A 22,433-nucleotide genomic window follows, 5' to 3' on the forward strand; every position below is an offset into this window, starting at 1 on the left:
TCTCCTCAGAACAGTGGAAGCACGGTGGCGATCACCTGGTCCGCGCGCACCAGGCCGCTGCTGCGGTAGCGTGAGTCGAAGGAGTCGGGACCCGTGCCCTGCACGTAGTAGTGCCCTGGCGGAATGACGGTGGCCGTGATCGGCGCCAGGGCTCGCTTATCAAAAGCCTGGGTCTTGGCAATACCTACGACTTCGCCGTTGAGCGCGACCGCGCGTCCTTCGACCGTCACCACGTCGCCGGGCAGTCCCCGCACTTGTTTGAAGAAGGGCTGTCCGCGCAGTCCGGGGTAGGTTTCTTGTGCTTGCCCGGAGAAGGAGAACACGATGTAGTCGCCGCGCACAAGGGTGTGCGGGCCGTAGCGGACGAGCGCGACGTGGTAGGGCAGACTGGCTGTCCAGTTGAAAAGCACTGGCAGGCGTGGCGTTGGATCGATGTAGAGCCGGGTGTAAGCCAGGCCCCAGATCACGGCTACCGGCAGGTACAGGTACCAGCGCCGACGCACATGACGCAGGAATTCCGCCGTGTGGCACCGCAGACCCGACCACCTGCTCGCAACAGATCCAGTCGGAAAGCGGGGCAGGGGTCGACGTGTGGATGAGGGTGTCATGGGGCGTCCACCTTCCGGCGCAGCAGGGGTGTCAAGTCAAGCGTGTGCGGCGTTGGCCCGGCGACGGCGCTCTTGAGAATCACCAGGCAGCTGCAATCACGTGGCAATTCCTCCAGCGCCACAGGCAGGCGCTGGGCAAAGGCGCGCGCCATCAGCAGCGCCTTTTGGCGGTCCTCCTCCAAGGTGGTCCTGGTCAGGAGCTGGGTGAACTCGGTTTCCTTGGCCCGGTAGATTTCGGCGACGTCAACCATGCCAATGACCAAGGCGGGGCGGATCACCGTGTGGTCATACAGTGCCAGGCCAGCAGCGACGATGAGTACCGACAGCACGGCACTCACAAGTATTTGGGCGATGGGGTTCTTCATACCGCATGCCCCCGGCGGCGCAGCAACTCGGTGATCGCCTCGTCCACGCTCAGGCCCTGCGCCCGCAACTCGTCAATGGGCGCGTTGTCCTCCAGTTTGTTGGAAAACAGCAGGTGCGTGGCCGGATCGAGGATGTTGCGTGCCACGCCTTCACCGACCGGCGACGAGATGTAAAGCTCGGAGAACACGCCCGCTTCGGTGCGCAGCGAGTTCAACAGGCGTTTCTTGGGCTCGTCCATGGTCAGGCGCCCCTTGCGGTCCAGCATTTCGATCGATTCCGGCTTCTGGCGCAACAGGAACACCCAGTCCGAGCAGTTGAAGGCCGCTTCCATCTGGGCCGAGCCATAGAAGTCATCGGCGCTTTGCGTCGCGGTACCGAGGGCACCGCCGTATTTGCGGGCACGCCGGGCTGCTTCCTCGATCACGGCGGCCTTGACCGGGTCGTCGGCGCCGATGTCACCGAGTTGTTGCTTGAGCTCGTCAATGAACAGCACTTTGCGCCGGTTGCGCGTCAGGTACATCTCGCCGGTGATCTGGTGCAGCAGCAGGATGTTGACCACGGCATGCAGGTCAGGCCGGCGTTTGAGTTCCTCGTTCTCGATGACGATGAAGTCGTTGGAGAAGTCGACGTTGTTGGGCCCTTCGAAGAAGCGCTCGTACTGCCCGCCCCTCGCATAGGGGTTGAGCATGATGGCCAGGTCCTTGATGCGCTGGTCATTGACCATGCCCAGTTCTTCGAGGGTGCCAGTCTTGAAGGCGTCACGCAGTGCCGTGATCCGAAGGTCACGGCCGTATTGCCGGAACAGCTTGAGCACCATCGCCGAGATCGCCTTGTACTGGACCTCCTCCAGCGTGTGCTGCATGGAAGCCATCTTGGCGATGCCGGGCACCAGCATGTCGATGTCTTCATTGATGTCCGTGATGTGGGTGAACGGGTTCAGGCAGATGTCCACGTCGGGTCGAAACTCGATGTAAGTGCCTTTGGCCTTGCGGCACAGCTTCTCGAAGGACCGTCCCAGGTCCAGCATCCAGACCTTGGCCCCAATGGCGCGGTAGGACCAGGCCATCTCGTTCATCAGCACCGACTTGCCGGAGCCCGGCGCGCCGATGATGGCGAAGTTGTAGTTGCCCAGGTCGTTGTCAAAGATGTCCAGCGTCATCAACTGGCCGCGCCGCCCACCAAATACCAGAGCCGGTGTGCGGGTGCCGCGCCATTCCGCGATCAGCGGCGCCATGTGGATGGCGTTGGCCATGGTCTTGCGCGTGACCCGGCGCATCTTGGCCAAATCCCTGTGGAATTTCTCGGTGAGTGTCATTGGCAGGCTGGCCAACAATGCCTGCCGATGCATGTAGGCGTCCGCATTGAGCTGGAAGCCGCGGCCGCGCCAGATGGCGTTCGCCGTTTCATGGGCGGACACGGCTTTCTCAGGTGACGAAAAGATCGCGAGCTGGTGGTACAGGCTGACCAGGCTGCCGCCGGTGTCGATGGCATCCGCCGCCGCGGTCCAGTCCTGCAGCTTCTTGTTGACGTCCGGCATGACGTCGGCCATCTTGCTTTTGGCGTTCTGGGTGGCGCGCACCACGTTGGCCGTGACCACTGACTTGGTGACGTTGGGATCCAGCACATGCACGCCCATGGTCAGCAGAAACGGCGCGCTGTACTGCAGTGCCGGCTGCATCAGGTCGCCAATCAGCGAGCCCATCTGCCACAACGCAAAGCGCTCCGGAAAACTCTTGATCGAGTAAAAGCGCGCCTCCAGCACGTCCGGGCTGTTCTGCTTCCACAGCGTCAGGCCGTTGGGGTGTGGATCCTGGATGGTGTCGAAGTCGACAATCTGGTCGCGGATTTCGCGCCCATCGTCGTAGCGCAGGTCGGGTCCGTCGGTCTGCGAGATGCGGTCCGGGTTGGTGAACAGCGCGCACCAGTTGATCAGGTCGGCGGCGTCACAGACGCGGTTTGGCAGCGAGGCAGAGCGCAGTGTCGAGGCCATCGAGTCGCGCAAGGCCATCAGTTCATCCCGTTTGTTCAGATCCTCGGCGTCGCCCGCGAAGGCGACGCTCAGCATCAAGCGGAAATCGCGGACCGTGTAATGAAAACCCGCTGTCAATGATTGCTGGGCCCCCTGCAGCAGATGGCCGACCCGCTGGCGTGCCAGTTTGCGAAACAGGTTGTCGTTGCGCGCGGGTCGACCCCACTGCTGGGCCTTCTCGGCCTGGTCTTCGTCCTCGACGCGCAGGTTGGCGTACTGGCGCAACTGCGCCCGGACATGGGGCGAGGCGAACAGGTGGAACTGGATGCCGGTGCCGGACGGGCAGTTGGCGTACAGAGAGACCAGCACCTCGGCCATGCGATCGTCGGCACCGGATTGCGGCATCACTTCCAGCATGAAACCCAGGCTGTCGCGGTTCACGAAAATCTTCTCGGCGGCGAGGTAGGCGGAGTAGGGCAGCCAGCTTGCAAACTGTTCGGCCGGGGTGTCGACGGGCTGGCCCAGGTTGAACAGGGGTGCGCGGGAGCGCGGTGACGGGGCGGCGGTCGAGGTTGGGATCATGACGGGTCTCACTGCGTGCGGTTTAAGGAGGATCCCGCGGGCGTGCCCAGCGCTGGGAATTGGCCGTTGCCGAACATGGGGCGAACGGGGGCAGATAGTTCTGCTGGGCTGCTAGATCCCTGAGTCGCATCACCACCGGAAGCGTTCCTTGCCGCCTTGGGTGGTTGGCGTAGCGGGGCATAGGTGTCGCGAATTTGGCGCTGCACGTGGTCGATTAGCCATTGGCCGCTATCGACTTGCACATAGACATAGCCCTGGTCATAGAGGTCCCCATCCGCGTCTTCCCAGGGTTTGGTCCACAGGCGCAGGACACGAGCCTGCGAGCGCAGTGGATTGGTCTCCAGGCTTGGGATCAGCGTGCCGGTGGTTGCGACGGCGGGCGCGGCTGCCAGGGGGGCGTGACGCGGCGCAGTCGATGGCGAGGGTACTGATGGTGTTGTCGAAGCGTCGACGGGCTGCTGCTGACGCTGGCTGGGCAAGTTGTTGTGGAGGGCGTTGGCATAGGTGCCGGACACCGAATCGCAGGCCACACCTTCGGGCGCCTTGCAGGCGTATTTGGCGCTGCCACCCATGCCCGACAGGTTGCTGCAGCCGCTCAGGGCTAGCATGCTTGCCAGTGCGATAGCCCTCAGGCCAGCGTCCCCACTCAGAAGTTGAAACCGTGTGTTCATGGTCGAACCTCTTTCGTGTTTTGCAGCAGGCGTGCCTCTAGCACGCTGCGGTCGACGTACCCTTCAGTGCGACTGCCATCGGCCCAGATCAGGGTCGGTGTGCCCTGCACGGCGAGTTGACGGGCCAGCGCCAGGTTGCGGGCAATGGGGTGGGGGCAGGCGGTGGCCGTGCTCAACAGCGTGCTGTCACCGCGCAGCATCAGGCGCTGCCAAGCTTGTTCACGGTCCGTGGCGCACCAGATCGCAATGGGCTTGGCCTCACCCTGGAACGGCACAAGGAAGGTGTAGACCGTCACGTTGTCAATGCTGGCGAGCTCGGGTTCCAACTGCTTGCAGAAGGCGCAGTTCGGGTCGCTGAAGATGGCAACTTTGCGTTGGCCGTTGCCGCGCACGGTCTTGATCGCGTCCGCCAGCGGCAGCTGATCAAACGACACCGCAGACGGCGAGACGCTGGGGCGAATGGCCTCGTCTGACGGGTTTGATGTTTGAGCCAACTTCGGCCCGGTAATGTCCCGCATCGTTTGCGTGTCAAAGACCCGTCCAAAGATGAAATAGCGCGGATTCCTGGCCGCCACATAGGCGACGTTGCCATTCATCCAGACCTCATAGATGCCCTCGACCGGGGAGCGCGAGATTTCGGTGAAGCGGGTGCCGGGGTGGGCCTTTTTGAGGGTGACCAGCAACCGCACTTCCTCTGCGGTCGAGGCGCGGGCCGGGGCGACGACGCAAAAGAGCGCGGTGGCCAAGACCGTCATGAATGCAGGGGCGAGCATAGAGGCGAGCTTGGGCGCGCGCCAGACATCAATAGTTGCCATCGTCAGGAACCTCCAGGTAGCGGGTTTCAGGGGAAGGGGATGTGTGCGACGGGGGTGTCGCGGCGCTGGCCGTCATGGGCACGTCGATGCGCACGCCCTTGGTGATGACCACGTCGATCTCGCGGCCGGCATCGACTTCGATGACGGGAAAGGTGTTTTCGGCCAGCTTGATGTAGTACTGGGCCAAGCGGTCCAATGCGCGACCGACGCCGGTGCCGACGCCCGCACGGTAGGCATCGGCCCCTTGTGCGCTGGCGACCGTGCCCAGCGCCGAGGTGCTGTACTCCGTGGAGGAGGTGGACAAGCCCTGGCCGATGCCGCTGACCACGCCGGCCAGCAGCGCATTGGCCAGCATCTGGCCTTGCTTGGTCACCAGACGCCCCCGCATGCCGACCTTGCCGTCCTCGCCATAGACGCTGCCCTGGATCTTGACCTCCAGCGTGGCGCCGTCGATGCGCACGCACGACAAACTCTCGGTGCGCAGGTAGGCCCGCTCCGAACTGATGTCACCGTAACCGGCAGCCACGACGAAGCAGTCTCGGTACTCGCCCCGGAAGCGGTTGGGCAGGATGCTGTTGTCCGACAGCCGGATCAAGACCGGGTGGGGATTGGATTGTGATTGCCCCCCGGTGGGTGCATCGAGTCCGCCGAGCAGCGTGCCGCGCATGAAGCTCACAGGCAGGAAGGTCGAGACGGTCCGGGCATCCTTGGGTGAGCTGGCATCCGGTCCCGCTCCGGTCGTGGCGCTGGTGGACTTGTTCCTTTCTGCCAGCGTGATGCGGGTGATACCGGGAGTCGCGGGCACCGCGTTAGGCGAAACCGGAAATGGGTTGCCCTGCATGCCGCCTGGCAGCGCTGCCGCCGGGGATGCCTTGGAGGGCGGTGGCAAAGGAGGCAGGCTCGCGGCCGGTGGCATACCCATAGAAGGTGTGGGCATCATGGGCAGAGCCGGGGGCAGTGAGGTCGGTGGATTGAGCGTCGCCTGCTGGGTCGAAGTCAGCTTCTGCTCCAGGTCGGCGAAGCGCTGCAGGGTCTTGGACTCAAAGGCCTGCCGGTCCTTGTTCAGCCGACCCTGTTCCTCACGCTCGTTCTCGTACTGCGCGAGCTTGCGTCCGGCGGTGCCCACCCATTGGTCGACCGGATTGACCTGGCCGCCGGGCGGCATGATGCCGATGTTGGTGACTGCGCTGGGCAGTCCGGTCGAAGCTTTAGCCTCGCCGCTCTTCGGACGCGATTCCGTGAATGAAAAAACCAGCCACAGCAGGCCGACGCCACCGACCAGAATGGTGGCGAGCATGGCGTACTGGCGCTGACGCGGAGACAGGCGCGACAGCAGGCTACGCAGAATCTGGGATGGGTGGCGTGATGGATTCATGGCGTACCCTCGCGTCGAATCACGTAGACGCTGGTGCTCTCACCGGGGCGCAGCTTGTGTTCCTCGATGGCGATACCGGCGACGTTGCCGCCTTCTCGGTCAAATTCCTGCTCGGCCAGCACCATGTCGTCCTGACTGACGTTTTGCAGCAGGTATTTTTCGCCCAGCAGGCCGCGCCCCTCGTACTGGCGCACCTGGGAAAACCGGGCTTCGACCCAAAGTTGAACGGAGCGATTGGTCTCTTCAACCCGGATGTCCGCCGGAACCCGGTCAGAAGCCATTGCAACCAGCAGAGCCTTCATGGCGCGGATGTGGTTGGGCGACGGGCCGGCCGGGCTCAGCGTGGCTGCGGTGGGTTTGAGCCACCTGGGTGTCTTGTCGCGGATGACGATGGTGTCGGCGGGCGTGTCCGAGCGGCGCAGCAGCAGGGTGTAGGTGGCGGTCGCGGAGGAGATGAACAGGTTGATGGGTTTGGTCGATTCACCTGCCGGACGGAGGTAGATCTCACCCTTGTCGCGGTCGCATTCCAGGACCACATCACCGGCCGGGTTGGCCACCGGGGTGATCGGGCCGCTTGGGCTTGTTCCGGCAGGCATGCCAGGCAATGCCGAAAGAACCTGAGTAGCGCCGCAATGGCTTGAATGGATGTTGCCAAACACGTCGGTGATGGGCGAGCCTTCGATGCGGATACGGGTGGGTTCCTTGAGCGACAGGATGGCTTCGACTGAAACACCATCACTGGCTTCGATGAGCTGCAGCGCTTGGGCGGGCGGAACGCCCCACGCCGCAGCGAGGGCCGCAGCAATGGCGGCTGAGGTCATCAGCCTGCGTGCGAGACGGACGGGACGTGGCGGCCGCTGGCCACGGCGGATGGCCGGGCTATGGATTTGCATGAGGGATCTCCTTGAAGGTCTTGAGGTGCATGCGTGCGCCCGAATAGCTGAACTCGACCAGGTAGGCCTTGGCCTCGTTGGCCGTCTCGAAACCATTGACGAGGGTGCGCAGGCGGCCCCGCACGACGACGTTTTGCGCGTCCTCGCTGGGCACCAACTGCTGGGGTGCAAAGACCGTGGTGGCATTGATGCGTTTGAGGCGTTCGGCTTCCACCTCTTGCCGGGTCTTGAGTGCACCGTACTGGTCCGATTCGACGTAGCCCAGCAGCATGTCTTTCTTCCAGTCGATGCTCGATGGCGTGACGTCCAGGACCAGCCAAGCCATGAAACTGGCCATCTGCTCCAGGTACTCGCTGCTGGCCTTGTCGCGGATGACCCAGAAGCTCTTGTTGATGGAGGGCGGCACGATCACCGTGCGTACCGTGCCCAGCAGGTTGAGGATGACCAGCAGGGCGATGATCTGACCAACGGCCAGTGCACCCACAGTCAGGCCCAGGCTGCGGTTGCGTCGGCGCATCTCCTTGATGTCGCTGTTGAGGCGTCCGAAATCCATGAGAGGTCTCCTTGCGCTTAGCCGACCATGCGGCGAATGTGGGACGGCGGCGTGGCGCGCATCGCCGTCACGGGATTGGCCGGCAGGTGCCAGTACAGCCAGTGGACGGCGAAGGCCGGATGGCGGTCGGCTTTGAGGCGCGCAATCCAGCGCGACAGGAAAATGCCCGCCGCCATGCAGGCGGCAAAGGACAGCTTGCTGCCGGACAGGTAGCCGACGAAGAAAAAAAACAGGACAGGGGCGGCGACATCGACGTCCCAGAATCCGATTTTCCATTGATCGTCGAGACGACGCGGGATGTAGGTGTTGGCTTGCATGCGGGCCTCCGTGGGGTGTCCAGCGGCTCAGATGACCGCGCCCATGATGGCCCCGGCGATCACCAGACCCACGGCTGCGAAGATCGCCAGCCCGACATAGAACAGGACGGGCCCAAAATTGCGCAAGGCCGAGAGCGAGATCAGCGCGACCACGAAACCGACAAAGCCAACAAGGGCCTTGATGCCGGGTCCCAGCGCAGAGATCTGGGTCAGGGCCGAGGTGAGCGGGCCGGTGATGCCGGTGAAGCCGACCAGGTCCAGGGCATAGCCCGGCAAGGCCAGGCCGAGCCCCAGGACGGTCAAGGCGAAGGCGAGCAGCATCGGCTTGCGGGCTGACGATGGAGGCGAAAATGATGAAACAGAAGCGGCGAGAGTGGCTGTAGTCATGAGAACCTCTAGAAATGTGTTAACTGAAAACGCTTGGTTTAAGAAAAGACGGGTGGCAAGGCGGGTGGGAGCGCAAGAGCTCTGCGGGTCGTTTGCAGGTGGAATCCGGAAACGAGGGTGGGTCGTTTCCTTGGGTCAGGGTTGCGGGTCATGGCGGTTGCTCCCCATCGCGGTTGAAGAAGACGTCGACGCGGCGGTTGAGGCTGCGGCCACTTTCCGTGTCGTTGGGCGCGACATAGCAGCAAGATCCCTGGGCATCGAGTTCTAAAACAGATGTCAGATCGGGATGTCGGGTACGCAGGTAGCTGTGGACGGTGCGCGCACGGACTGCAGCCAGCCACTCGTTGACGCTGGCAGGTCCAATGCTGTCGGTGCGGCCCGAGATGACGATGTGTTTGGCATCGGGTGCCGAAGCCACGGCATGGTCCAAAACGACCTTGTCTGCAGCGCTCAGTGACGCATCGCCGAACCTGAAATGCACGGTCACGGTCTTGCTGAGGGACGTCGCTGTTGGCCTGGTTGGAGAAGGCGATCCTGTCGTTGTGCCAAGAGACGCAGGCATGATTTCTTCTCCGGCGCTCAGGGTGGATGCCGCGGCGGTCGGTCGGGGTTCTGGCAGCGCTGCATGCGGAAGTAACGGTGCCAGCGTTTTGGGCGTCACAGTCGGACAGGCTGGAGGCGTGCACAGACCGAATTCGGCGTGGCGTCCGAAATTCATCTGGGCCAGGTGTGACGCGGGCTGGGCGGTTTGCGCGAGCGAACTTGTCTGCTGCTGGCGGTGCTGCATAAGACCGCAAGACGCAGCGAGCAGGGCGGCGCAGAGTGGCAGGACCCAGCGGACCGCGCTGGCGAAGGAACGGGAGGGGGATTGCTTCATGGGGACACCCGAACGGCAAGTTGCATGGGAATGGTGCTTGGTGTCTGTGTCGGCTGGCGGTGAGTCGCTGCAGTCGCAGCTGTGGTGAGCGGCTGTCGCGATGGCAGATGCCGATACACCCGCCACGCGTACTTGGCGCGTGCCTGGGTGCAGGCGTCACCCTTGAGTTGTGAACACGCTGCGTTGTAGGCACCGACCGCGTCCCACGACGCACCCCGACGAGAAAAACTGTCGGCCAGCAGCCAGGCGCCCACATGGAGGTTGGTGCAGGGGTCGTACAGATCGGGTTCCCGGATGCCGTAGCGGGAGAGCGTGCGCAGATGCCCGCTGTTGATTTGCATCAGACCGATGTCGTAGGAACCGGTACGTTGCAGGTGCGAGCGGTTGACCGCCTGGGGGTTCAGGTTCGATTCAGTCCGGGCAATGGCGTACAGCAGTTCGACTGGCACACCGTAGCGTTGTGATGCTTCACCCCAGCAGGCCAGTGCCCAGCTGGGCATAAATGCCAACCAAGCGGAAACAACCCATATCCCGAAAACCGACAAACGCATGAGGCCCCCTTTGACGAGGATTGATATAAGCCGCGGACAAGCGGGCCATAGGTCTGGGCTGCCTGTGGTGCTCAGGCGGTCTGGGTCGGGTTCGGGTCAGGCCGGGCATGGTGCCAGGCTGGGTACGGTAGAAGCGGGTTGAAAGCGGGTGGCCGTCAGTTGAGGCGGGTGGTGATCGATTCGGTCGGGAGCGATTCAGATTTCAGGCGAGCTAAACCGTTTCTCGTGTTGTGCGCGCTCAGCCATGTTGTGGCGCGCCTGCTGAAGGACGCTGGTGCCGGACTCGTCCTGTTCACGGCACAGGGCCACGCAGGCCGTCGTCAATTGATCGAGTTGAAACTTGGGGTTCGGATGGCGGTTGGCGGGTGAGCGCTGCACTGCAAGCAGGAGCGCGTACTGCTGACGCCACATGGATTCGCGCCGACGCGGGGTCTGGGGTGCGCGCAGCACCAGTTGGGTGCCCAGGAAGCGGAAGATGTGTACGGGTGCCTCCTCGTGCGTGAAGACCAGCGACACGCAGGCGGCGATCAGGTCGGGGAAGCGGAAGGTCGGCGAGACGTTGTTTTCGCTGCGCAGAAGTTGATAGAGCCAGACATGTTCCTCGAGCCATAGGCGCGTCTCGATGGTGTTCTGGTGGTCGTGTGCCGATGGCGTTGACATCGTTGCACGTTCGCGAGTCGTTGGCAGGGTGGAGAGCATGGCGTCCTATCTCGGTTCAGATGCTGCGGGTTGCTCTTGCGAGCGCATGACTGAAGAGTAAGGCGCGTTGGCGGGAATGTCGCCGGGGAATGATGGCTATGTGAGGGGGATTTCGGGATCGCAAGGGTGGAGATGACTACCCGGCAGTGCGGGCATCACTCAACATCTCAACATCTCAACATCTCAGCAACTCAAAGAAGCGGCAGCATCCCCTTCACCGCGGACCCCGAACGCCCACCGAGTTCGGGGCAGCGCTGCTTTATGCAGCCACGGGTGGCTGAACATCCGCCAGTTTGAAGCTGCCGGTCGGCCCAGCCACGATGCGACCCGTATCAAGCAACTTTTTGATCGCCGCGGTCATGGACCCCAAAGGAATGCCCGTCTCATTGGCCGCCGTCGTTTGGTTCAACTCCGTGAATTCATTGGAATTGAGCAGGCTTGCCAAATGGGTCATCAGTTTGGCAGCATTACCAACCAGTTCTTGCGAATTTGTAGAGAGGCTGGCGACCTTAGCTGCCTTGACTGGCTTCACCACTTTTTTTGTTTTGACCGTTTTGACTGTTGCGGCCACGATGGGGCTCTGCGTCGATTTTGCTGCGCTGGTCTTTGGCGTCTTCTTCTTTGACTTGATCACCACGTCAGTGGGTGCCAGGTCACTTGGTGCGGCCACACTGGGTTCCGTGGAACGGGTGGGCGCTGCTGACACAGGCGTCACTGGTTTGGATTTTTGCTTGGCTTTTTTAGCTGGGGCCGTGGCGGCTGTCGGTGTCACCGCTTCTGGGCTGACCGCCACTTTCTTGGCAGCACGTGTCGGTGTGGCGAGGGCCGGGGTTCGTACCACGCTGGGTTGGTCTTCGCCGGTCAGTTCAATGGCGACTTGAAAAATCTTTTTGATCTCTGCTTCGATCCCGGCCATGGTTTTCGACAGGCGTGCCACCGTCTTCCAGTCTTCAATCAAAGCGTCATTGCCCAGGTTGTACGGGTTGGCAGCCATCGCTGTATGGACGCGTTCAGCATATTCCTTGACGGCACTTTTGAGTTTTTCATCAGCCGTGAATGCCGCAGCGCCTGTTTTTTGAATGGCTGACAGTGTCGAGCTAGAGAGTGACATGGGTAGGATCCTATTTATAGAATGAATGGAGAAGTGGCAAACGAGAGGCGTGTTGTGTGGTTTGGTGCGAGATCAGGATGTAGGACAGACAAGATCAAGTCAGGCAGCCATCGCTGGGCTTGCATTTTACAGTCGGCGGACTTGACAGGACGCATCTGGCGCGTCATCTGAGTTCATGCCGTTGACGCTTGCTGCCAGATAAGTAGATTTTCCAGGCTGGCGGTGTAGGCGCCGGGTAGGCATTGTCATGCTTGAGTCGACTCAAGCCCGCTTATGAAAACACCCCAAGGCCCGCCCGAGCAGCACGCTGATCACCAACGGCACACAAGGCAACACCAGTGGAGGCAGCGTGATCGGCACTACAAACCCAACGACCGTCGCGCACAGGGTGATGATTGCCAGGCAGGCATAGACGGCGAACATCTCCGGATCGTGCTGCACGAATTCCTTGGCCTTGATCAGCCGTACGAACCAGCCGTCGGCCGCAGTTGCCAGCGCGAATGCGACCAGCCACGGCAGCCATTCGAGGAGGGTGGCGAGCCGATAGCTGCCCAGCAGTAGCAGGGCGTCGACGGAGCGAAAGTAGGGGTTGTTGAACAAGCGCTGGTTCACAGAGGCCATTTCCTGCGCTACGGCGTTGTTCACACCCGTGGTCGACGGTGCATCGGCCGCCTTGGGAATGGGCGTGACGTCGGCGGCAGCGTCCTGCATGCGGACGGCGCGGGCCAGGATGCGGGTCGCTGGGTCGGTGCCCCAGAACGCGGTCGCGGCTTCGTGTTCGATGCGAATCTGTGCCACAAAGCGTTGCGGTGGGTGAGTCGACGGGATGTACAGCAGCAGAATCAGCAGGATCACCAGGGAGAGCACGGCGGTGGCGCGGATCATGGGGTGGCTTTCAGTGTCACTGGCACTCGGTCAGCATCCGGATCAAGGATGGGGAAGCGCCCTTTGATGATGCGTCCCCCTGAGACGGAGGCGAAGTACTGCAGATTGGGCAGCTTGCCCAGCACGTCGACGGGCACCATCTCCTCAAAGCTTTCGGCGATCTGGGTCGAATAGTTCGACGAAAAGTCCCCCAGATGGGCATCTGCGCCATGGCCCAGGCCGACGCGCATGGTGTGAATGGCGGTCTTGCCAAAGGTTTCCACGACGAAATCCTGCGTCGGTCGGTCTTTGGTGCGCATGGCGATCAGGTTATTGAGGTTGCCCAGCGCCATGCGTGCCGCGTCCTCGCTGCCCAGCCGTTTGGCCAGATCCGCCAAGGTTTGCATCGCACAGGTGGTGAAGATGCCACCCTCGGCACCTTTGTTCAGGATTTCGATCAGTGGCTGGTTGATGACATTGGCGACTTCATCGACAAACAGCGAAATGCGCCGATACCCGCCCAGGTTGTAGCGCATGCCAGCCCGTGCTGCCAGGTCGGCCAGCGCCAGTGCCCCAATGGCGGAAGCCACGGATGGATCCGGCAGGGAATCCAGGCACATGTACAGCACATGACCCGCGCGCTCGATTTTCTCGAAGTTCATGATCGGGCGGGTATCGTCCGCATCAAACGGGTCAGGCGAGAGACTGGGACCCAGATCACCCGAGGTCAGCATGGACAGGACGGGCAACAGATTGGCCGTGATCTTCTGGTAATGCTCGCGGTTATGCCGGAAAGTGCGCACTTGGGCGTCGATGACCTTGCTACGCTGGCTTTGCGTGATCTGGTGTTCGTAGTAAGCAACAAAGGCCATCAGGTCGGCGCTGGCGGCCTCGGAGGGCTTTCTCATGTTGCCGCGGTGCGCGTCGTGCAACAGCTTCTTCATCTCGGGCAGTTCGCGCCAACTGCCGCCCAGGGTTTTGTCATAGAAGCGCCGCAGCGATCCTTCCAACACCGGTTCGATCCCGCCCTCGATGTACTTGGTCAGTTTGACCAAGTTGGGACGCTCCTCAATCTCAATGAGACCCTGCACGACCACATTCACCGCATCCCAGCCAAAGGCCGAGAATGCGCCTCCGGTGTCGGGTGGCATGACCGACTGGATGCGCGAGGCGAGTTCGGTGGGTTTTTGCCAGTTGAAGGTGAAGTCAATCCGGATGCCGGTCTCCGGAAACGCCGGATGGAATTCCAGGAAAGTGTCTGGCTCGCGGTAATCCTCGCAGGCACGCTGGGCGACACGTTTGAGCCGGCGGCTGTTCTTCGGGTCAATGACGATCACCACGTCACCACGCCGGATCGCCTGCGTGATCAGGGTGGCGAGGGCCACGCCTTTGCCGGACTGGGTGGTGCCGACCAGCAGGGTTCCGCCCTCGAAGTTCTGCAGCGGGCGGTACAGGGGTATTTCTCTGGGTTCGACCCCATGGATGTAGGGCAGACCAATCTCGGAATCGGGTTGAGGGTTCACGTCGTAGCCCAACCAGGTCAGCAATCGAGGTGAAACAGAAAATTCGCGGTAGTCGATCTTGGCGAGTTCATACAGGCGCTGCGAATGCACAGGTCGCCATTCAAAGCCAAAGCCCAGGAACACCTCGTCCGGCTTGGCGCAGAGTGGTGCGAGCGCCTGGGTCGTGAGAACCTGGATACCGCGTCCGGACAACGATGCCCTCAGGATCAGGGTGCGCAGTGCCTGCGTGAGGCGCATCAATGCCATGAGAAGGCATATCAGTGACAGAGGCAAAGCCAAGGTTCTGGGTAGCTGCCCGGTGACCCCTACGATGACAAACCAAGCCAGGGCGAATAGCCAGACCATGCCAGCACGGGCTTCATAGGCAGGTCGCCAGGGCATTTCATAGCGTCGAAGCAGCATGTCAGTGCTCCCCTGCATCTTGCAAGGTGAATCCGGCAAGATCGAATCCCGCTATGAAGCGGGGATCAAGCACAACGCCTAGCGTTGGTATGCCGTTGAAGGCGTGGGTGTAGGTAGGCGGCCCACCGGATGACGTGGGAACGAGCATACCCACGTCGGCCAAGGCACGCAAGGCCATGGAGGGCTGAAGACCACGTCGTTCGAATTCGCTGAGCGGCACGAAGAAGCCGTGGGCGATAGTGCCGCCGTGCGCCGGGCCCGCGCCTTCGTTCAGCGTCAGGACGATGGCCGTCAGCGCATCCCGCACCGCTGGATTGAGGCGCATGGGGGCCTGCAGTGTGAATGAGATCGGCGGTGTGGCAGGTGGGGGCTCCTCATGGGGCGGAGGAACTCGCGGTTTCTGGGGCTGTTCGCCAGCGGGCTTTATGGCGGGAGGCGAAGCCGCAGAGGGAATCAAGGACAGCTGTTCCCCGGGTCGTCCGGATCGTGACACCGTCATCGTGGGAGGCGACGGATCCGACTCCCCAGGGCGGCGCACGAGTTTCAGGTCCAGCGCTTCGGGCGACGGGTCGATTCCTGCGAACAGGATGGCCGCAGACGTTAGTTTGACGGCTTCCAGCACGGTCTTGGCACTGGGCGGATAAATGGTCCAGGTCGAATGCGCTGCGTCCTGGGCTTCGAATACCTCTGCAGCCAGCAGCAATTCCAGCATGGTCTCGGCGGCCTTGGGGATGCCCGGCAACTGGTCGGCTTCAAGCAATTTGCGAACATCCTCTGCGGCGTTCGGCCACAGCAGGAAAAGTCCATCCTGGCCGAACCAGACCCGCGATTTGTCGTGGTTGCACACCCAGGCGGAATGGCTGCTGACGAGTCGCCGGAGCGCATCCACGAGATAGCGCTCCAAATGTGAACCAAACTGGGGCGATCCGTAGCGGTCCGTGTTGGCTGTCAGGTTGCGGTCGATGACCAGGGCCAGTGAGCGGCGCACCAGGTCGTCCAGGACATTGTGATCCCGGTAAAGCGGCATGCCCCCGATGCTGGCCATCAGGTGTGGCACGATGAGGGTGTTGTCCTCCGACAGGTATCGCAGTACTTCAGGCGGGACCACATGCGGCAGCGCAAAGATGCCCAGGCCACGCGTCTCCATGGCGTGCGGACGCCAGCTCAGGAAATAGCGCGTGGCGCCGCGTGCTGCCAGCCAGTCGGCCAGCGGCTGCAAATAGCCCGACCACACCTCACCGCTTGGCTCCGTGATGATCAGGTGGCTGAGCACCCGATGCACTTCACAGCACAGGCCAGCGATGAAGGTGGCATGGCGCCAGCGCGGTTCGAGCAGACGGCGCGTCGTGATGGTCGAACGTCCCGAAAAGATGTGGGCGTCGGTGCCCTGCAGGCTGAAGAAGCCAGCCTCCAGACCGAGTCGCAGCAGGCCACCAGGGGCGTTGAAGTAGTTGTTTGCTGTTGCAGGCAGCAAATGCACGTAGGCTGCGTAGCGGCGGATCAGTGCCAGCACGTCAGTCTCGAAGCTCTCCCGGTCGACGCCGTAGCAGAGCTTGATGCGTCCAATGATGTCGGCGTTGGCGGCCAGCACCTCATCGATCGATAGCGCTGCAAAACCGGGGTCGGCAGAAGAAAACGTGCTCGTCGAAGAAGGGTTGACCATCGCTGTTGCTCCGCAGGACCATGCGCCATTCTTCTGTTATCTGTCCCCTGTGTCCCCCGGAAATGAAGATATTGGGGCCTCGCAATCGCCATCAGCGTCACGTTCTTTCTTCTGTCGCATCATCATTTCCTGTTGAAATACTGCCGGATAAGGCAGGGGACGCACGGGAAACGAGGTTTGCACGCGCGGGTCGTTGCCGTAGCGCTGGACCAGCTTGCAGAACGGGCAAGCGTCCGATCTCGGAACCGTGCCCAGAGCGGTCAGGAACTCGCTGGTGCAAGAGGGGCAGGTCACGACCGAGAAACTGGGTGACTTCGCAATCCAGATGCCGTCCGTGTGCGATGCCAGATCAAAAGCCCGGTCAAAACTGATGCGGTGTGGTGCCTGACACACCGTTCGGTAGTGTCGGTAGGCCCCTACCAACGCGTCGTCAGGACCGAAACCCGCTTGCCGGAGACGACGGTAAGTGGTCGCGAAGATAGAGGCATCGGTGCGAAACAGCAAATTGGCGCTGTGGTACCACTCGGGGGAGTCTGGCGGTCTGCCACGTGGTATGGCGTTCGGATCGGCAAAGAACAACCGTTGTATCTCGCGAGGGGGTAGTCCAGTCATGCTGTGAATCGTGCGTACACGGGCACCCAATTCTGCACAGTCCTTGGCAAGCCTGACAATTCGTAGATGGCGATCAGCGCGGGTGGGCATAAATACCTCCGCGTTAATTTCCGTCGGCAGGCCTAGGCGCGCGAACTGTAGCCAAAGGTCCTGCCAGAGGCAGCGGTGTCTGAAGCAGGCTGAGCAGATCGTGACGTGGCGGAAACAAGGTTGTGGGTCCCACATTGGCGACGATGGCCCAGATTTGGTCGGTTCTCAGGTTACCCAGCAACTCGGCCTGCGCGGTGTCGAGCGCAAACTTGCAGCAGGTCGCGACTTTGTCCTGCTGTATGCCGATTTTGATGGCGGTGAGTACGCTCAGGTTGATGTACTGGACATCAGAGAGATGCACATGGCTCATGTTCCTTCCCTTCCGTGCACCCTGTAGGCGCATCGAGTTGTGACAGATTGATAATTGTTTTCCAGCTCAGGGTTGAACTGGATTGTTCTTTGACAGAATTCAGCATAAGCTGTTCAAAGGAAAATTTATTTCAGCACTTGCTGTTGCCACCTGCAAGTCACCCGATTCTTGGTGCTTTTCCCATTGTGTCGGAAAATTTGCAGGGCCTGGTTGATGGCTGGTTTTTGCACCGGAAAGGACGTCGATATGAGCAAGAACGGCTCCCTCGTTGGTACTCTGTCCGAGAGGAAAACGCTAAGAAAACGCGTATCCAAAGTGCGAGGCCCGTCTGTGGTGAGCAGTCAACCGGAGGTTCCGCAATCACTTTCAAAAACCGACTTCAGGGCACATCTGATTGCCAGGCTGGATCAGGCAGAGGTGCCTGCCCACAAGCGCATGATGTACGTGGCAGGGTTGACTGGGCGCGCGGTTCAGACCGTGAGCCGCTGGTTTGATATCAGGCAACCCGGTCTGCCCGATCTGGAGTCGTACGCACGATTGTGTGAGGGACTCCGTTGTAACGCTGACTGGATGCTTGGGCTATCAGCGACAGCAGGCCTGCTGTCTGAAATGCATGCCGTTGGCGCAAACGCAGGTCAAGGTTGGATGGGAGAGCTTCTGGCTGAACTCGGGAGCGACTTTCATCGTTGCGAGCCGATGCGCATGTCGGGGGATGAGATGACACCCAGGATTCGAGATGGCGATCACATGTTTGTGCTTCGGGACATCGGCAAGGTATCAGGCAATGGCATTTATGTAATCGAGTGGAAGGACCGACTGGTGGTTCGCCATGTTGAAAACCGTATTGGTCAAGGGGTCGTGCTGAGCTGCGAGAACCCGGCCTACGCAGAATGCGTGGTGAAGGATGCTTCAGCCGCACAGCGCATGGGCTTGCGTGTTGTGGGCAAGGTGCAAGGGATTGTTCGTGCCGTTCACTTTTGGGCGCATTGAAGGGAAGGATGTTGGCCCCCGCAGGCCAGTTCCGTGAGTTTACTGAAATGGAAAGAAGCCACCGAGGCAGATGCCCCGGCGGTTCCACTCCTTGCACAGCCCACGCAGCCCGAAGGCTGATGGGCGAGAACCCAAGCTGTTGCGAGCCCACTGAACGGGTCAGATGGCTTGCGCCAGTCCTTTCCATTCCTCAGCCGGCAACTCGATCAGCTTGCCGCCCAGCACTTCGAATTCGGTCGCCCGATCATAGTCATCCACTTCCTGTGAGAAGTGGGTGACGGCATTCACAAGCCCGTAGCCCGAAAGGTCGCCTTCCGTGATCAGATGCCGCAGAACGCCTAAACGTTCGGTATCCGTCAGGTCATAGCGACTGGCCAGAACCTCTACGGTTTTGACCGGATCACCGGCGAGCGGAATATGCAAAGTCTTTTGCATCTTTTGCGCGATCTGGCGGAAGGTCGCCTCAGACACCGCTGCCTGCACCACGTCGCGAACCTTCAGGAAAAATGCCTTGTCGTCGGCACGCAGGGTGTCATCTCGGTACACCGTGATGCCATCGTCTTCGGCGCCCAGCGCCCGTCCGACATGGGTCTTGCGCAGCGAGCGATCCCATGCGATCAGGCCGTTGCGGCACACCAGACGGTATAGCAGCGGCTGCACCGACAGTGTTCCCTGGCCCACTTCAGAGTTGGTGATCACCACGCCGGCTTGCACGATATCGCCCGGGGCCATCTCATACTTTAGGCGTGGTGTTACCACTTTCAGGTACATGCGCGTGTCCGTCAACTCCACCGATTCGAATTTCACCTCGGGTAGTTGCTGCAGGATAGGCAGCACACTTTCGGCGAGGTCGAAGTTGTCGAGTCGACGGTAGCGATCTGACAGCACGGCCCGGACTTGGCCGTCCAGCGTGCGGATCATGCGTCGATCATCTTCGCTCTGCAGCCAGGTGTTCACATTGCGGTCCAGCAGAACCGGTTGCTCGTGCCGCATCCGCTCGAAATAGGCGTAGGGGATCTTAAGCTTTTCTGCCAACTGACGCCGCGCCAGGGGCGTGATGCCGTACCTGGCGGGGCCACCGCTTTCTTCGATGACGAGGCGGGTCGCCCCTTCATCGTTGGTGTCGTGCCGCAGCAATTGTGACGACACCACCAGATCTTTTTTCGAGCTCAACTGGCGCTCCAGTTCCTGGGCCAGGCTCACAAGAGAACGTCCATTTTTCATAGCAATCTCCAATCAGTAAGAAAAACGGGGACGGCATCACCTCTTTGGGGCATGCGCATCCCCACGAGGGTCGATGACGAATCGGAGAATCCGATCCACGAAGGGCGTGAAATGAATCACGCCAGAACTCCAGGGCTGTCTTTGCTGTGCACGGGGCACAACCTGGTCTGACAGCTACCAGTGGGGGAAACCTGAGGAACCTTTTCACCGTCACCGCACCAGTGGCGCGCAGTGATGCTGAAAAGGCGGGTGCGGCCTTTCGGCCACACCCCCATAAAACCTATGAAGAAAGCACGGTGTTCTCCACCCGCGTGCGCCACACATCAGCCCAGTCCGTTCCGGCTTGCCTGGGCAGGAAGACCTGCACCAGCCGGGGGCCGGTTCGCCGTTCTTCTTTCTTCAGCCGACGTGCCAGTGCGAAGGCAAAGGTCTGACCGTCAAAGTCCGCGTTGGCGTCGTTGTCGCCATAGATACAGACCCGCCGCACGGAGTCAGGCAACCACAGCTTCTCCAGGTTGCCGGCATTGAGCCCGGCCCACACTGGTTTGCCGGTTGCCAGGTGGACGGCGATACCGGTTTCAATGCCTTCGCTGAGCGCAAGCTCCTCGGTGGCCTCGAACAGACGCACTGCTGCGCCGTTGATTCCGGCTGACAGAACTTTCTTCGCATCGCGTGCCATGGCCTTCTGCCCGTCCTTGAGGTAGGTTCGGTGCAAGGTGACGGCATGGCCGTCGGGACCCTGGATGCAAGCCAGCATGGCGCCGTATTCGGCCACCTTGCGCGACTTGCCGCCAGCATCCTTCTCGAAGTACCCCAGCGCCGGGTGGAAACGCAGCACCTTCGGGTAGGCCGGCAGTGCCAGTCCCCGTCCGCGCAGATAGCGATCCACTTCATCACCGGCGGTCACCGGCACGGCTTCATCCCAGATCCGTTTGGCAAGTGTTTTCATGCGCTCGGCCGATGGCTCGATCGAGATGGCCTTCAGGGCGGGAAGGACCGTGCCGACGCAACACTCGACTTCCCGCAGAGCGGTAGCAAAATCGATCCCCTTCACCGCCTGTAGCAGCTTGAAGCCACCGCCCGGGCCGCAACTGCGGCAGTGGTAGTTGCCCTCGCCGAATTTGTCGGTGTACTGGAAGCGGTCGGTGCCGCCGCACAGCGGGCAGGGGAGATTGCACTTTTTGAGAATGCGCTCGTCCACTTGCAGGCAGCCCAGAATCTCGGTCCAGCGCCCATGCGCGCGACGTTTGACGTCGTCGACGCGGGCGGCGTACTCAGCGTTATGCATGGCTCACCCCACCAGTTCAATCGAGTGACTGGGTGCTGATCCCGTGCCGACGTTTAACTGGAAGGTCTTGCCATGCAGCAGCGGGTACTTGCCGAGTTTCAGTGTCTGCATCAGTGAATCCAGCGTTTGAACCGGATCGACGGACCGCAGGTGACTAATCAGATCGGCCAGCGTGCTGCGGTCGGCATCCAGGTCGCTCTCAAGGAACTGGCCGTTTTCGTCCGTAAAGGACGAGGCCTGACGTACCGGCTCCCCCGAGGTTTCGCCAGCAGGGATGTACAAGGTGTCGCCATGGTAGATGCCAGCATCGGTGATCTCCACCGTTTCGCCACCGACCTTGATCCGTACCGCTCCGCACAGGATGACGGTTGGCCAGACCCAACGTCCCTCCAGGACCGTGCGGTGCTGTTCTGACAGCGCCTCGACAGTCAACGCTTCGAATTCGAAGTAGCGCACGTGGTGATGTACCCAGTGATCGGCGTGCAAGCCATTCCAACCGAACACCAGATAGTCCCTGGCCCTGGCCAGCATCCAGCGGCCAGCGTTGTCGTCGCTCAGCCAATCGAGGTCGACCAGGGTCACCGCACCGCTTTCGATGGCTTCGCGTGTCGGTGCGGTCGTCACTGGCTGCACGTAGTCACGGTGGCTGGCGTTGTCCAGAATCGGGTAGCCGACGATGGCGTCAAACAACTCGCATGGCAGCACATCAAGGTCATTGAGCAGGTCGACATGTCCCCAGGCCCGCATCGCGGCGTAGTAGATTTCGACGAAGCGATCAGGCGAGAGCTGGGCCTTGGCGACTTCCAGTATTCGGCGCCAGCCCTCCTTCAACTCGGCCTCAATGCGTTTGCGCTGAACGTCCTCGTCGATCAGCTTGTCGCGGTCCGGCAGGCGAGCCACGAACTGGCGCGAATCCAGGTGCACGACGTTGACATCTCCCAGCAGGTGGTAGCTCGTGTTCAGGACACAAAACCCTTGCAGGAACACCATCGTGTGGTGGCTGTGTTTGCCATCGTGCTTGCCCGTGAGATGGACTGTCCCCATCGGGCTTGGCATCGTCGCGAGGTGTGCTTCGGCCAAGCGCCGTTCCAGCGCTTGGCCATTGAACAGCACCGGCACCGGGAAACCCAGGCACAAAGTCGCGATGCGTGCCCCCAGGTCGGGCAGGTCAACCCCGTGCAGTTCGATCCGCGTTCCGGCGATGGCGTCGGATTCCCCGACCTGCATCACCTCAATGGGCGACTTGGCCAGCGCGGCGCTGGTGTCGAAGTCGACCCATTGGCAGCCAGAAGTCACGACACAGCGCGAAGTGGCATAAAGGCATTTGGAGAAACCCACCCCAAAGGGGCGTTCCTCGGCGCAGGTGGACGCGTCCCAGCCGGACTCGTTGAAGCTCAGGAGCTTCTGGAAATCGTCGATGCCACGGCCGTCGTCGGTGACGAGCAGAACCTTGGAGACCGCGTCGTGGCGGATTCCAATTTGCGTCGCACCGGCTCTGCGGGCGTTTTGCAACAGCTCGGAAATGAGTGTGAAGCGATCGGTGAAGGCGTAGCGCTGGTTGCGCAGCGTGCCTTCCTCGTTGATTCGAACCTGTATCTGCATGAAATTCTCCTTGAATGCAGGCGGAAACTGCCCCAGGCGGGATAGGCCCGCCATGGGGAAATAGACGGTCAGCCGGGACGGCGAACCAATG

General features: G+C 61.4%; 23 protein-coding genes. 1 reads left to right on the forward strand and 22 read right to left on the reverse strand.

What is annotated here, in order from left to right; genetic code table 11:
- Positions 1 to 5 precede the first annotated feature (5 nt).
- The 19 genes from traF to C5P05_RS18810 all read right to left on the reverse strand — a co-directional run bounded on the left by traF (position 6) and on the right by C5P05_RS18810 (position 17,238).
- Positions 6 to 608 carry a conjugative transfer signal peptidase TraF gene (gene traF / locus C5P05_RS18720; RefSeq protein ID WP_114971332.1) on the reverse strand — a complete coding sequence of 201 codons (603 nt, stop codon included), beginning with the start codon at positions 606 to 608 and terminating at the stop codon, positions 6 to 8.
- Entirely contained in the window at positions 605 to 973 is a 369-nt protein-coding gene (locus tag C5P05_RS18725) for a hypothetical protein (protein ID WP_114971333.1), read from the reverse strand. Before C5P05_RS18725 ends, traF begins: the two co-directional genes overlap by 4 nt.
- Positions 970 to 3,525, reverse strand: coding sequence for a type IV secretion system protein TraC (gene traC, locus C5P05_RS18730; RefSeq protein WP_114971334.1), 2,556 nt, complete (start codon positions 3,523 to 3,525; stop codon positions 970 to 972). The genes C5P05_RS18725 and traC overlap by 4 nt, the downstream gene beginning before the upstream one ends.
- A gap of 8 nt (positions 3,526 to 3,533) precedes the next feature.
- Positions 3,534 to 4,196 (reverse strand): type IV conjugative transfer system lipoprotein TraV, encoded by a 663-nt coding sequence (gene traV, locus C5P05_RS18735; RefSeq protein ID WP_114971335.1) that lies wholly within the window; start codon positions 4,194 to 4,196, stop codon positions 3,534 to 3,536.
- Positions 4,193 to 5,011 carry a DsbC family protein gene (locus C5P05_RS18740; RefSeq protein ID WP_114971336.1) on the reverse strand — a complete coding sequence of 273 codons (819 nt, stop codon included), beginning with the start codon at positions 5,009 to 5,011 and terminating at the stop codon, positions 4,193 to 4,195. Before C5P05_RS18740 ends, traV begins: the two co-directional genes overlap by 4 nt.
- Positions 4,998 to 6,386, reverse strand: coding sequence for a TrbI/VirB10 family protein (locus tag C5P05_RS18745; protein ID WP_114971337.1), 1,389 nt, complete (start codon positions 6,384 to 6,386; stop codon positions 4,998 to 5,000). Before C5P05_RS18745 ends, C5P05_RS18740 begins: the two co-directional genes overlap by 14 nt.
- Positions 6,383 to 7,279, reverse strand: coding sequence for a type-F conjugative transfer system secretin TraK (locus C5P05_RS18750; protein ID WP_114971338.1), 897 nt, complete (start codon positions 7,277 to 7,279; stop codon positions 6,383 to 6,385). Before C5P05_RS18750 ends, C5P05_RS18745 begins: the two co-directional genes overlap by 4 nt.
- Positions 7,266 to 7,832, reverse strand: a complete 567-nt coding sequence (traE, locus tag C5P05_RS18755) for a type IV conjugative transfer system protein TraE (RefSeq protein WP_114971339.1) — start codon at positions 7,830 to 7,832, stop codon at positions 7,266 to 7,268. The genes C5P05_RS18750 and traE overlap by 14 nt, the downstream gene beginning before the upstream one ends.
- Before the next feature lie 17 nt (positions 7,833 to 7,849).
- On the reverse strand, positions 7,850 to 8,149 hold the full coding sequence (gene traL, locus C5P05_RS18760) for a type IV conjugative transfer system protein TraL (protein WP_114971340.1): 300 nt from the start codon (positions 8,147 to 8,149) through the stop codon (positions 7,850 to 7,852).
- A gap of 27 nt (positions 8,150 to 8,176) precedes the next feature.
- Positions 8,177 to 8,536: a hypothetical protein gene (locus tag C5P05_RS18765; RefSeq protein WP_114971341.1), complete on the reverse strand. Its 360-nt coding sequence runs from the start codon at positions 8,534 to 8,536 to the stop codon at positions 8,177 to 8,179.
- A gap of 148 nt (positions 8,537 to 8,684) precedes the next feature.
- On the reverse strand, positions 8,685 to 9,413 hold the full coding sequence (locus C5P05_RS18770; protein ID WP_114971342.1) for an OmpA family protein: 729 nt from the start codon (positions 9,411 to 9,413) through the stop codon (positions 8,685 to 8,687).
- Positions 9,410 to 9,913, reverse strand: coding sequence for a lytic transglycosylase domain-containing protein (locus C5P05_RS18775; RefSeq protein WP_232834571.1), 504 nt, complete (start codon positions 9,911 to 9,913; stop codon positions 9,410 to 9,412). The genes C5P05_RS18770 and C5P05_RS18775 overlap by 4 nt, the downstream gene beginning before the upstream one ends.
- A 246-nt stretch (positions 9,914 to 10,159) precedes the next feature.
- A complete protein-coding gene (locus C5P05_RS18780; protein ID WP_114971344.1) occupies positions 10,160 to 10,663 on the reverse strand; it encodes a hypothetical protein in 504 nt (167 codons plus the stop codon).
- 259 nt (positions 10,664 to 10,922) lie between these two features.
- Positions 10,923 to 11,774 carry a hypothetical protein gene (locus C5P05_RS18785; RefSeq protein ID WP_114971345.1) on the reverse strand — a complete coding sequence of 284 codons (852 nt, stop codon included), beginning with the start codon at positions 11,772 to 11,774 and terminating at the stop codon, positions 10,923 to 10,925.
- Between the two features lie 261 nt (positions 11,775 to 12,035).
- Positions 12,036 to 12,659 (reverse strand): DUF4400 domain-containing protein, encoded by a 624-nt coding sequence (locus C5P05_RS18790; protein WP_114971346.1) that lies wholly within the window; start codon positions 12,657 to 12,659, stop codon positions 12,036 to 12,038.
- Complete coding sequence (gene traD, locus C5P05_RS18795; protein WP_114971347.1) at positions 12,656 to 14,563, reverse strand: conjugative transfer system coupling protein TraD; 1,908 nt, start codon at positions 14,561 to 14,563, stop codon at positions 12,656 to 12,658. The genes C5P05_RS18790 and traD overlap by 4 nt, the downstream gene beginning before the upstream one ends.
- 1 nt (position 14,564) lies before the next feature.
- The gene (mobH, locus tag C5P05_RS18800; RefSeq protein WP_114971348.1) at positions 14,565 to 16,226 is read right to left on the reverse strand and encodes a MobH family relaxase; all 1,662 of its coding nucleotides are present in this window, start codon (positions 16,224 to 16,226) and stop codon (positions 14,565 to 14,567) included.
- A 36-nt stretch (positions 16,227 to 16,262) separates the two neighbouring features.
- Positions 16,263 to 16,928 carry a FlhC family transcriptional regulator gene (locus C5P05_RS18805; RefSeq protein ID WP_157979387.1) on the reverse strand — a complete coding sequence of 222 codons (666 nt, stop codon included), beginning with the start codon at positions 16,926 to 16,928 and terminating at the stop codon, positions 16,263 to 16,265.
- Between the two features lie 13 nt (positions 16,929 to 16,941).
- Positions 16,942 to 17,238, reverse strand: coding sequence for a hypothetical protein (locus C5P05_RS18810; RefSeq protein WP_114971418.1), 297 nt, complete (start codon positions 17,236 to 17,238; stop codon positions 16,942 to 16,944).
- 246 nt (positions 17,239 to 17,484) lie between these two features.
- Here C5P05_RS18810 and C5P05_RS18815 point away from each other — a divergent pair, with 246 nt between their 5' ends.
- Positions 17,485 to 18,228, forward strand: a complete 744-nt coding sequence (locus C5P05_RS18815) for a S24 family peptidase (RefSeq protein WP_157979388.1) — start codon at positions 17,485 to 17,487, stop codon at positions 18,226 to 18,228.
- A 159-nt stretch (positions 18,229 to 18,387) separates the two neighbouring features.
- On the opposite strand, the gene C5P05_RS18820 is transcribed toward C5P05_RS18815, so the two are convergent.
- The 3 genes from C5P05_RS18820 to C5P05_RS18830 form a co-directional block, all read right to left on the reverse strand.
- A complete protein-coding gene (locus C5P05_RS18820; RefSeq protein WP_114971351.1) occupies positions 18,388 to 19,452 on the reverse strand; it encodes a DUF932 domain-containing protein in 1,065 nt (354 codons plus the stop codon).
- Between the two features lie 280 nt (positions 19,453 to 19,732).
- Positions 19,733 to 20,740: a DUF7146 domain-containing protein gene (locus C5P05_RS18825; protein WP_114971352.1), complete on the reverse strand. Its 1,008-nt coding sequence runs from the start codon at positions 20,738 to 20,740 to the stop codon at positions 19,733 to 19,735.
- 3 nt (positions 20,741 to 20,743) lie between these two features.
- Entirely contained in the window at positions 20,744 to 22,342 is a 1,599-nt protein-coding gene (locus C5P05_RS18830) for an ATP-binding protein (RefSeq protein ID WP_114971353.1), read from the reverse strand.
- Positions 22,343 to 22,433 lie beyond the last annotated feature (91 nt).

Source organism: Rhodoferax ferrireducens (assembly GCF_003347515.1).
Taxonomy (GTDB): Bacteria; Pseudomonadota; Gammaproteobacteria; order Burkholderiales; family Burkholderiaceae_C; genus Rhodoferax.

What these genes read in the sequence shown, in the direction of transcription:
- traF (WP_114971332.1), bottom strand. Translation starts at nt 608, where the DNA reads ATGACACCCTCATCCACACGTCGACCCCTGCCCCGCTTTCCGACTGGA.
- C5P05_RS18725 (WP_114971333.1), bottom strand. Translation starts at nt 973, where the DNA reads ATGAAGAACCCCATCGCCCAAATACTTGTGAGTGCCGTGCTGTCGGTA.
- traC (WP_114971334.1), bottom strand. Translation starts at nt 3,525, where the DNA reads ATGATCCCAACCTCGACCGCCGCCCCGTCACCGCGCTCCCGCGCACCC.
- traV (WP_114971335.1), bottom strand. Translation starts at nt 4,196, where the DNA reads ATGAACACACGGTTTCAACTTCTGAGTGGGGACGCTGGCCTGAGGGCT.
- C5P05_RS18740 (WP_114971336.1), bottom strand. Translation starts at nt 5,011, where the DNA reads ATGGCAACTATTGATGTCTGGCGCGCGCCCAAGCTCGCCTCTATGCTC.
- C5P05_RS18745 (WP_114971337.1), bottom strand. Translation starts at nt 6,386, where the DNA reads ATGAATCCATCACGCCACCCATCCCAGATTCTGCGTAGCCTGCTGTCG.
- C5P05_RS18750 (WP_114971338.1), bottom strand. Translation starts at nt 7,279, where the DNA reads ATGCAAATCCATAGCCCGGCCATCCGCCGTGGCCAGCGGCCGCCACGT.
- traE (WP_114971339.1), bottom strand. Translation starts at nt 7,832, where the DNA reads ATGGATTTCGGACGCCTCAACAGCGACATCAAGGAGATGCGCCGACGC.
- traL (WP_114971340.1), bottom strand. Translation starts at nt 8,149, where the DNA reads ATGCAAGCCAACACCTACATCCCGCGTCGTCTCGACGATCAATGGAAA.
- C5P05_RS18765 (WP_114971341.1), bottom strand. Translation starts at nt 8,536, where the DNA reads ATGACTACAGCCACTCTCGCCGCTTCTGTTTCATCATTTTCGCCTCCA.
- C5P05_RS18770 (WP_114971342.1), bottom strand. Translation starts at nt 9,413, where the DNA reads ATGAAGCAATCCCCCTCCCGTTCCTTCGCCAGCGCGGTCCGCTGGGTC.
- C5P05_RS18775 (WP_232834571.1), bottom strand. Translation starts at nt 9,913, where the DNA reads ATGCCCAGCTGGGCACTGGCCTGCTGGGGTGAAGCATCACAACGCTAC.
- C5P05_RS18780 (WP_114971344.1), bottom strand. Translation starts at nt 10,663, where the DNA reads ATGCTCTCCACCCTGCCAACGACTCGCGAACGTGCAACGATGTCAACG.
- C5P05_RS18785 (WP_114971345.1), bottom strand. Translation starts at nt 11,774, where the DNA reads ATGTCACTCTCTAGCTCGACACTGTCAGCCATTCAAAAAACAGGCGCT.
- C5P05_RS18790 (WP_114971346.1), bottom strand. Translation starts at nt 12,659, where the DNA reads ATGATCCGCGCCACCGCCGTGCTCTCCCTGGTGATCCTGCTGATTCTG.
- traD (WP_114971347.1), bottom strand. Translation starts at nt 14,563, where the DNA reads ATGCTGCTTCGACGCTATGAAATGCCCTGGCGACCTGCCTATGAAGCC.
- mobH (WP_114971348.1), bottom strand. Translation starts at nt 16,226, where the DNA reads ATGGTCAACCCTTCTTCGACGAGCACGTTTTCTTCTGCCGACCCCGGT.
- C5P05_RS18805 (WP_157979387.1), bottom strand. Translation starts at nt 16,928, where the DNA reads ATGCCCACCCGCGCTGATCGCCATCTACGAATTGTCAGGCTTGCCAAG.
- C5P05_RS18810 (WP_114971418.1), bottom strand. Translation starts at nt 17,238, where the DNA reads ATGAGCCATGTGCATCTCTCTGATGTCCAGTACATCAACCTGAGCGTA.
- C5P05_RS18815 (WP_157979388.1), top strand. Translation starts at nt 17,485, where the DNA reads ATGAGCAAGAACGGCTCCCTCGTTGGTACTCTGTCCGAGAGGAAAACG.
- C5P05_RS18820 (WP_114971351.1), bottom strand. Translation starts at nt 19,452, where the DNA reads ATGAAAAATGGACGTTCTCTTGTGAGCCTGGCCCAGGAACTGGAGCGC.
- C5P05_RS18825 (WP_114971352.1), bottom strand. Translation starts at nt 20,740, where the DNA reads ATGCATAACGCTGAGTACGCCGCCCGCGTCGACGACGTCAAACGTCGC.
- C5P05_RS18830 (WP_114971353.1), bottom strand. Translation starts at nt 22,342, where the DNA reads ATGCAGATACAGGTTCGAATCAACGAGGAAGGCACGCTGCGCAACCAG.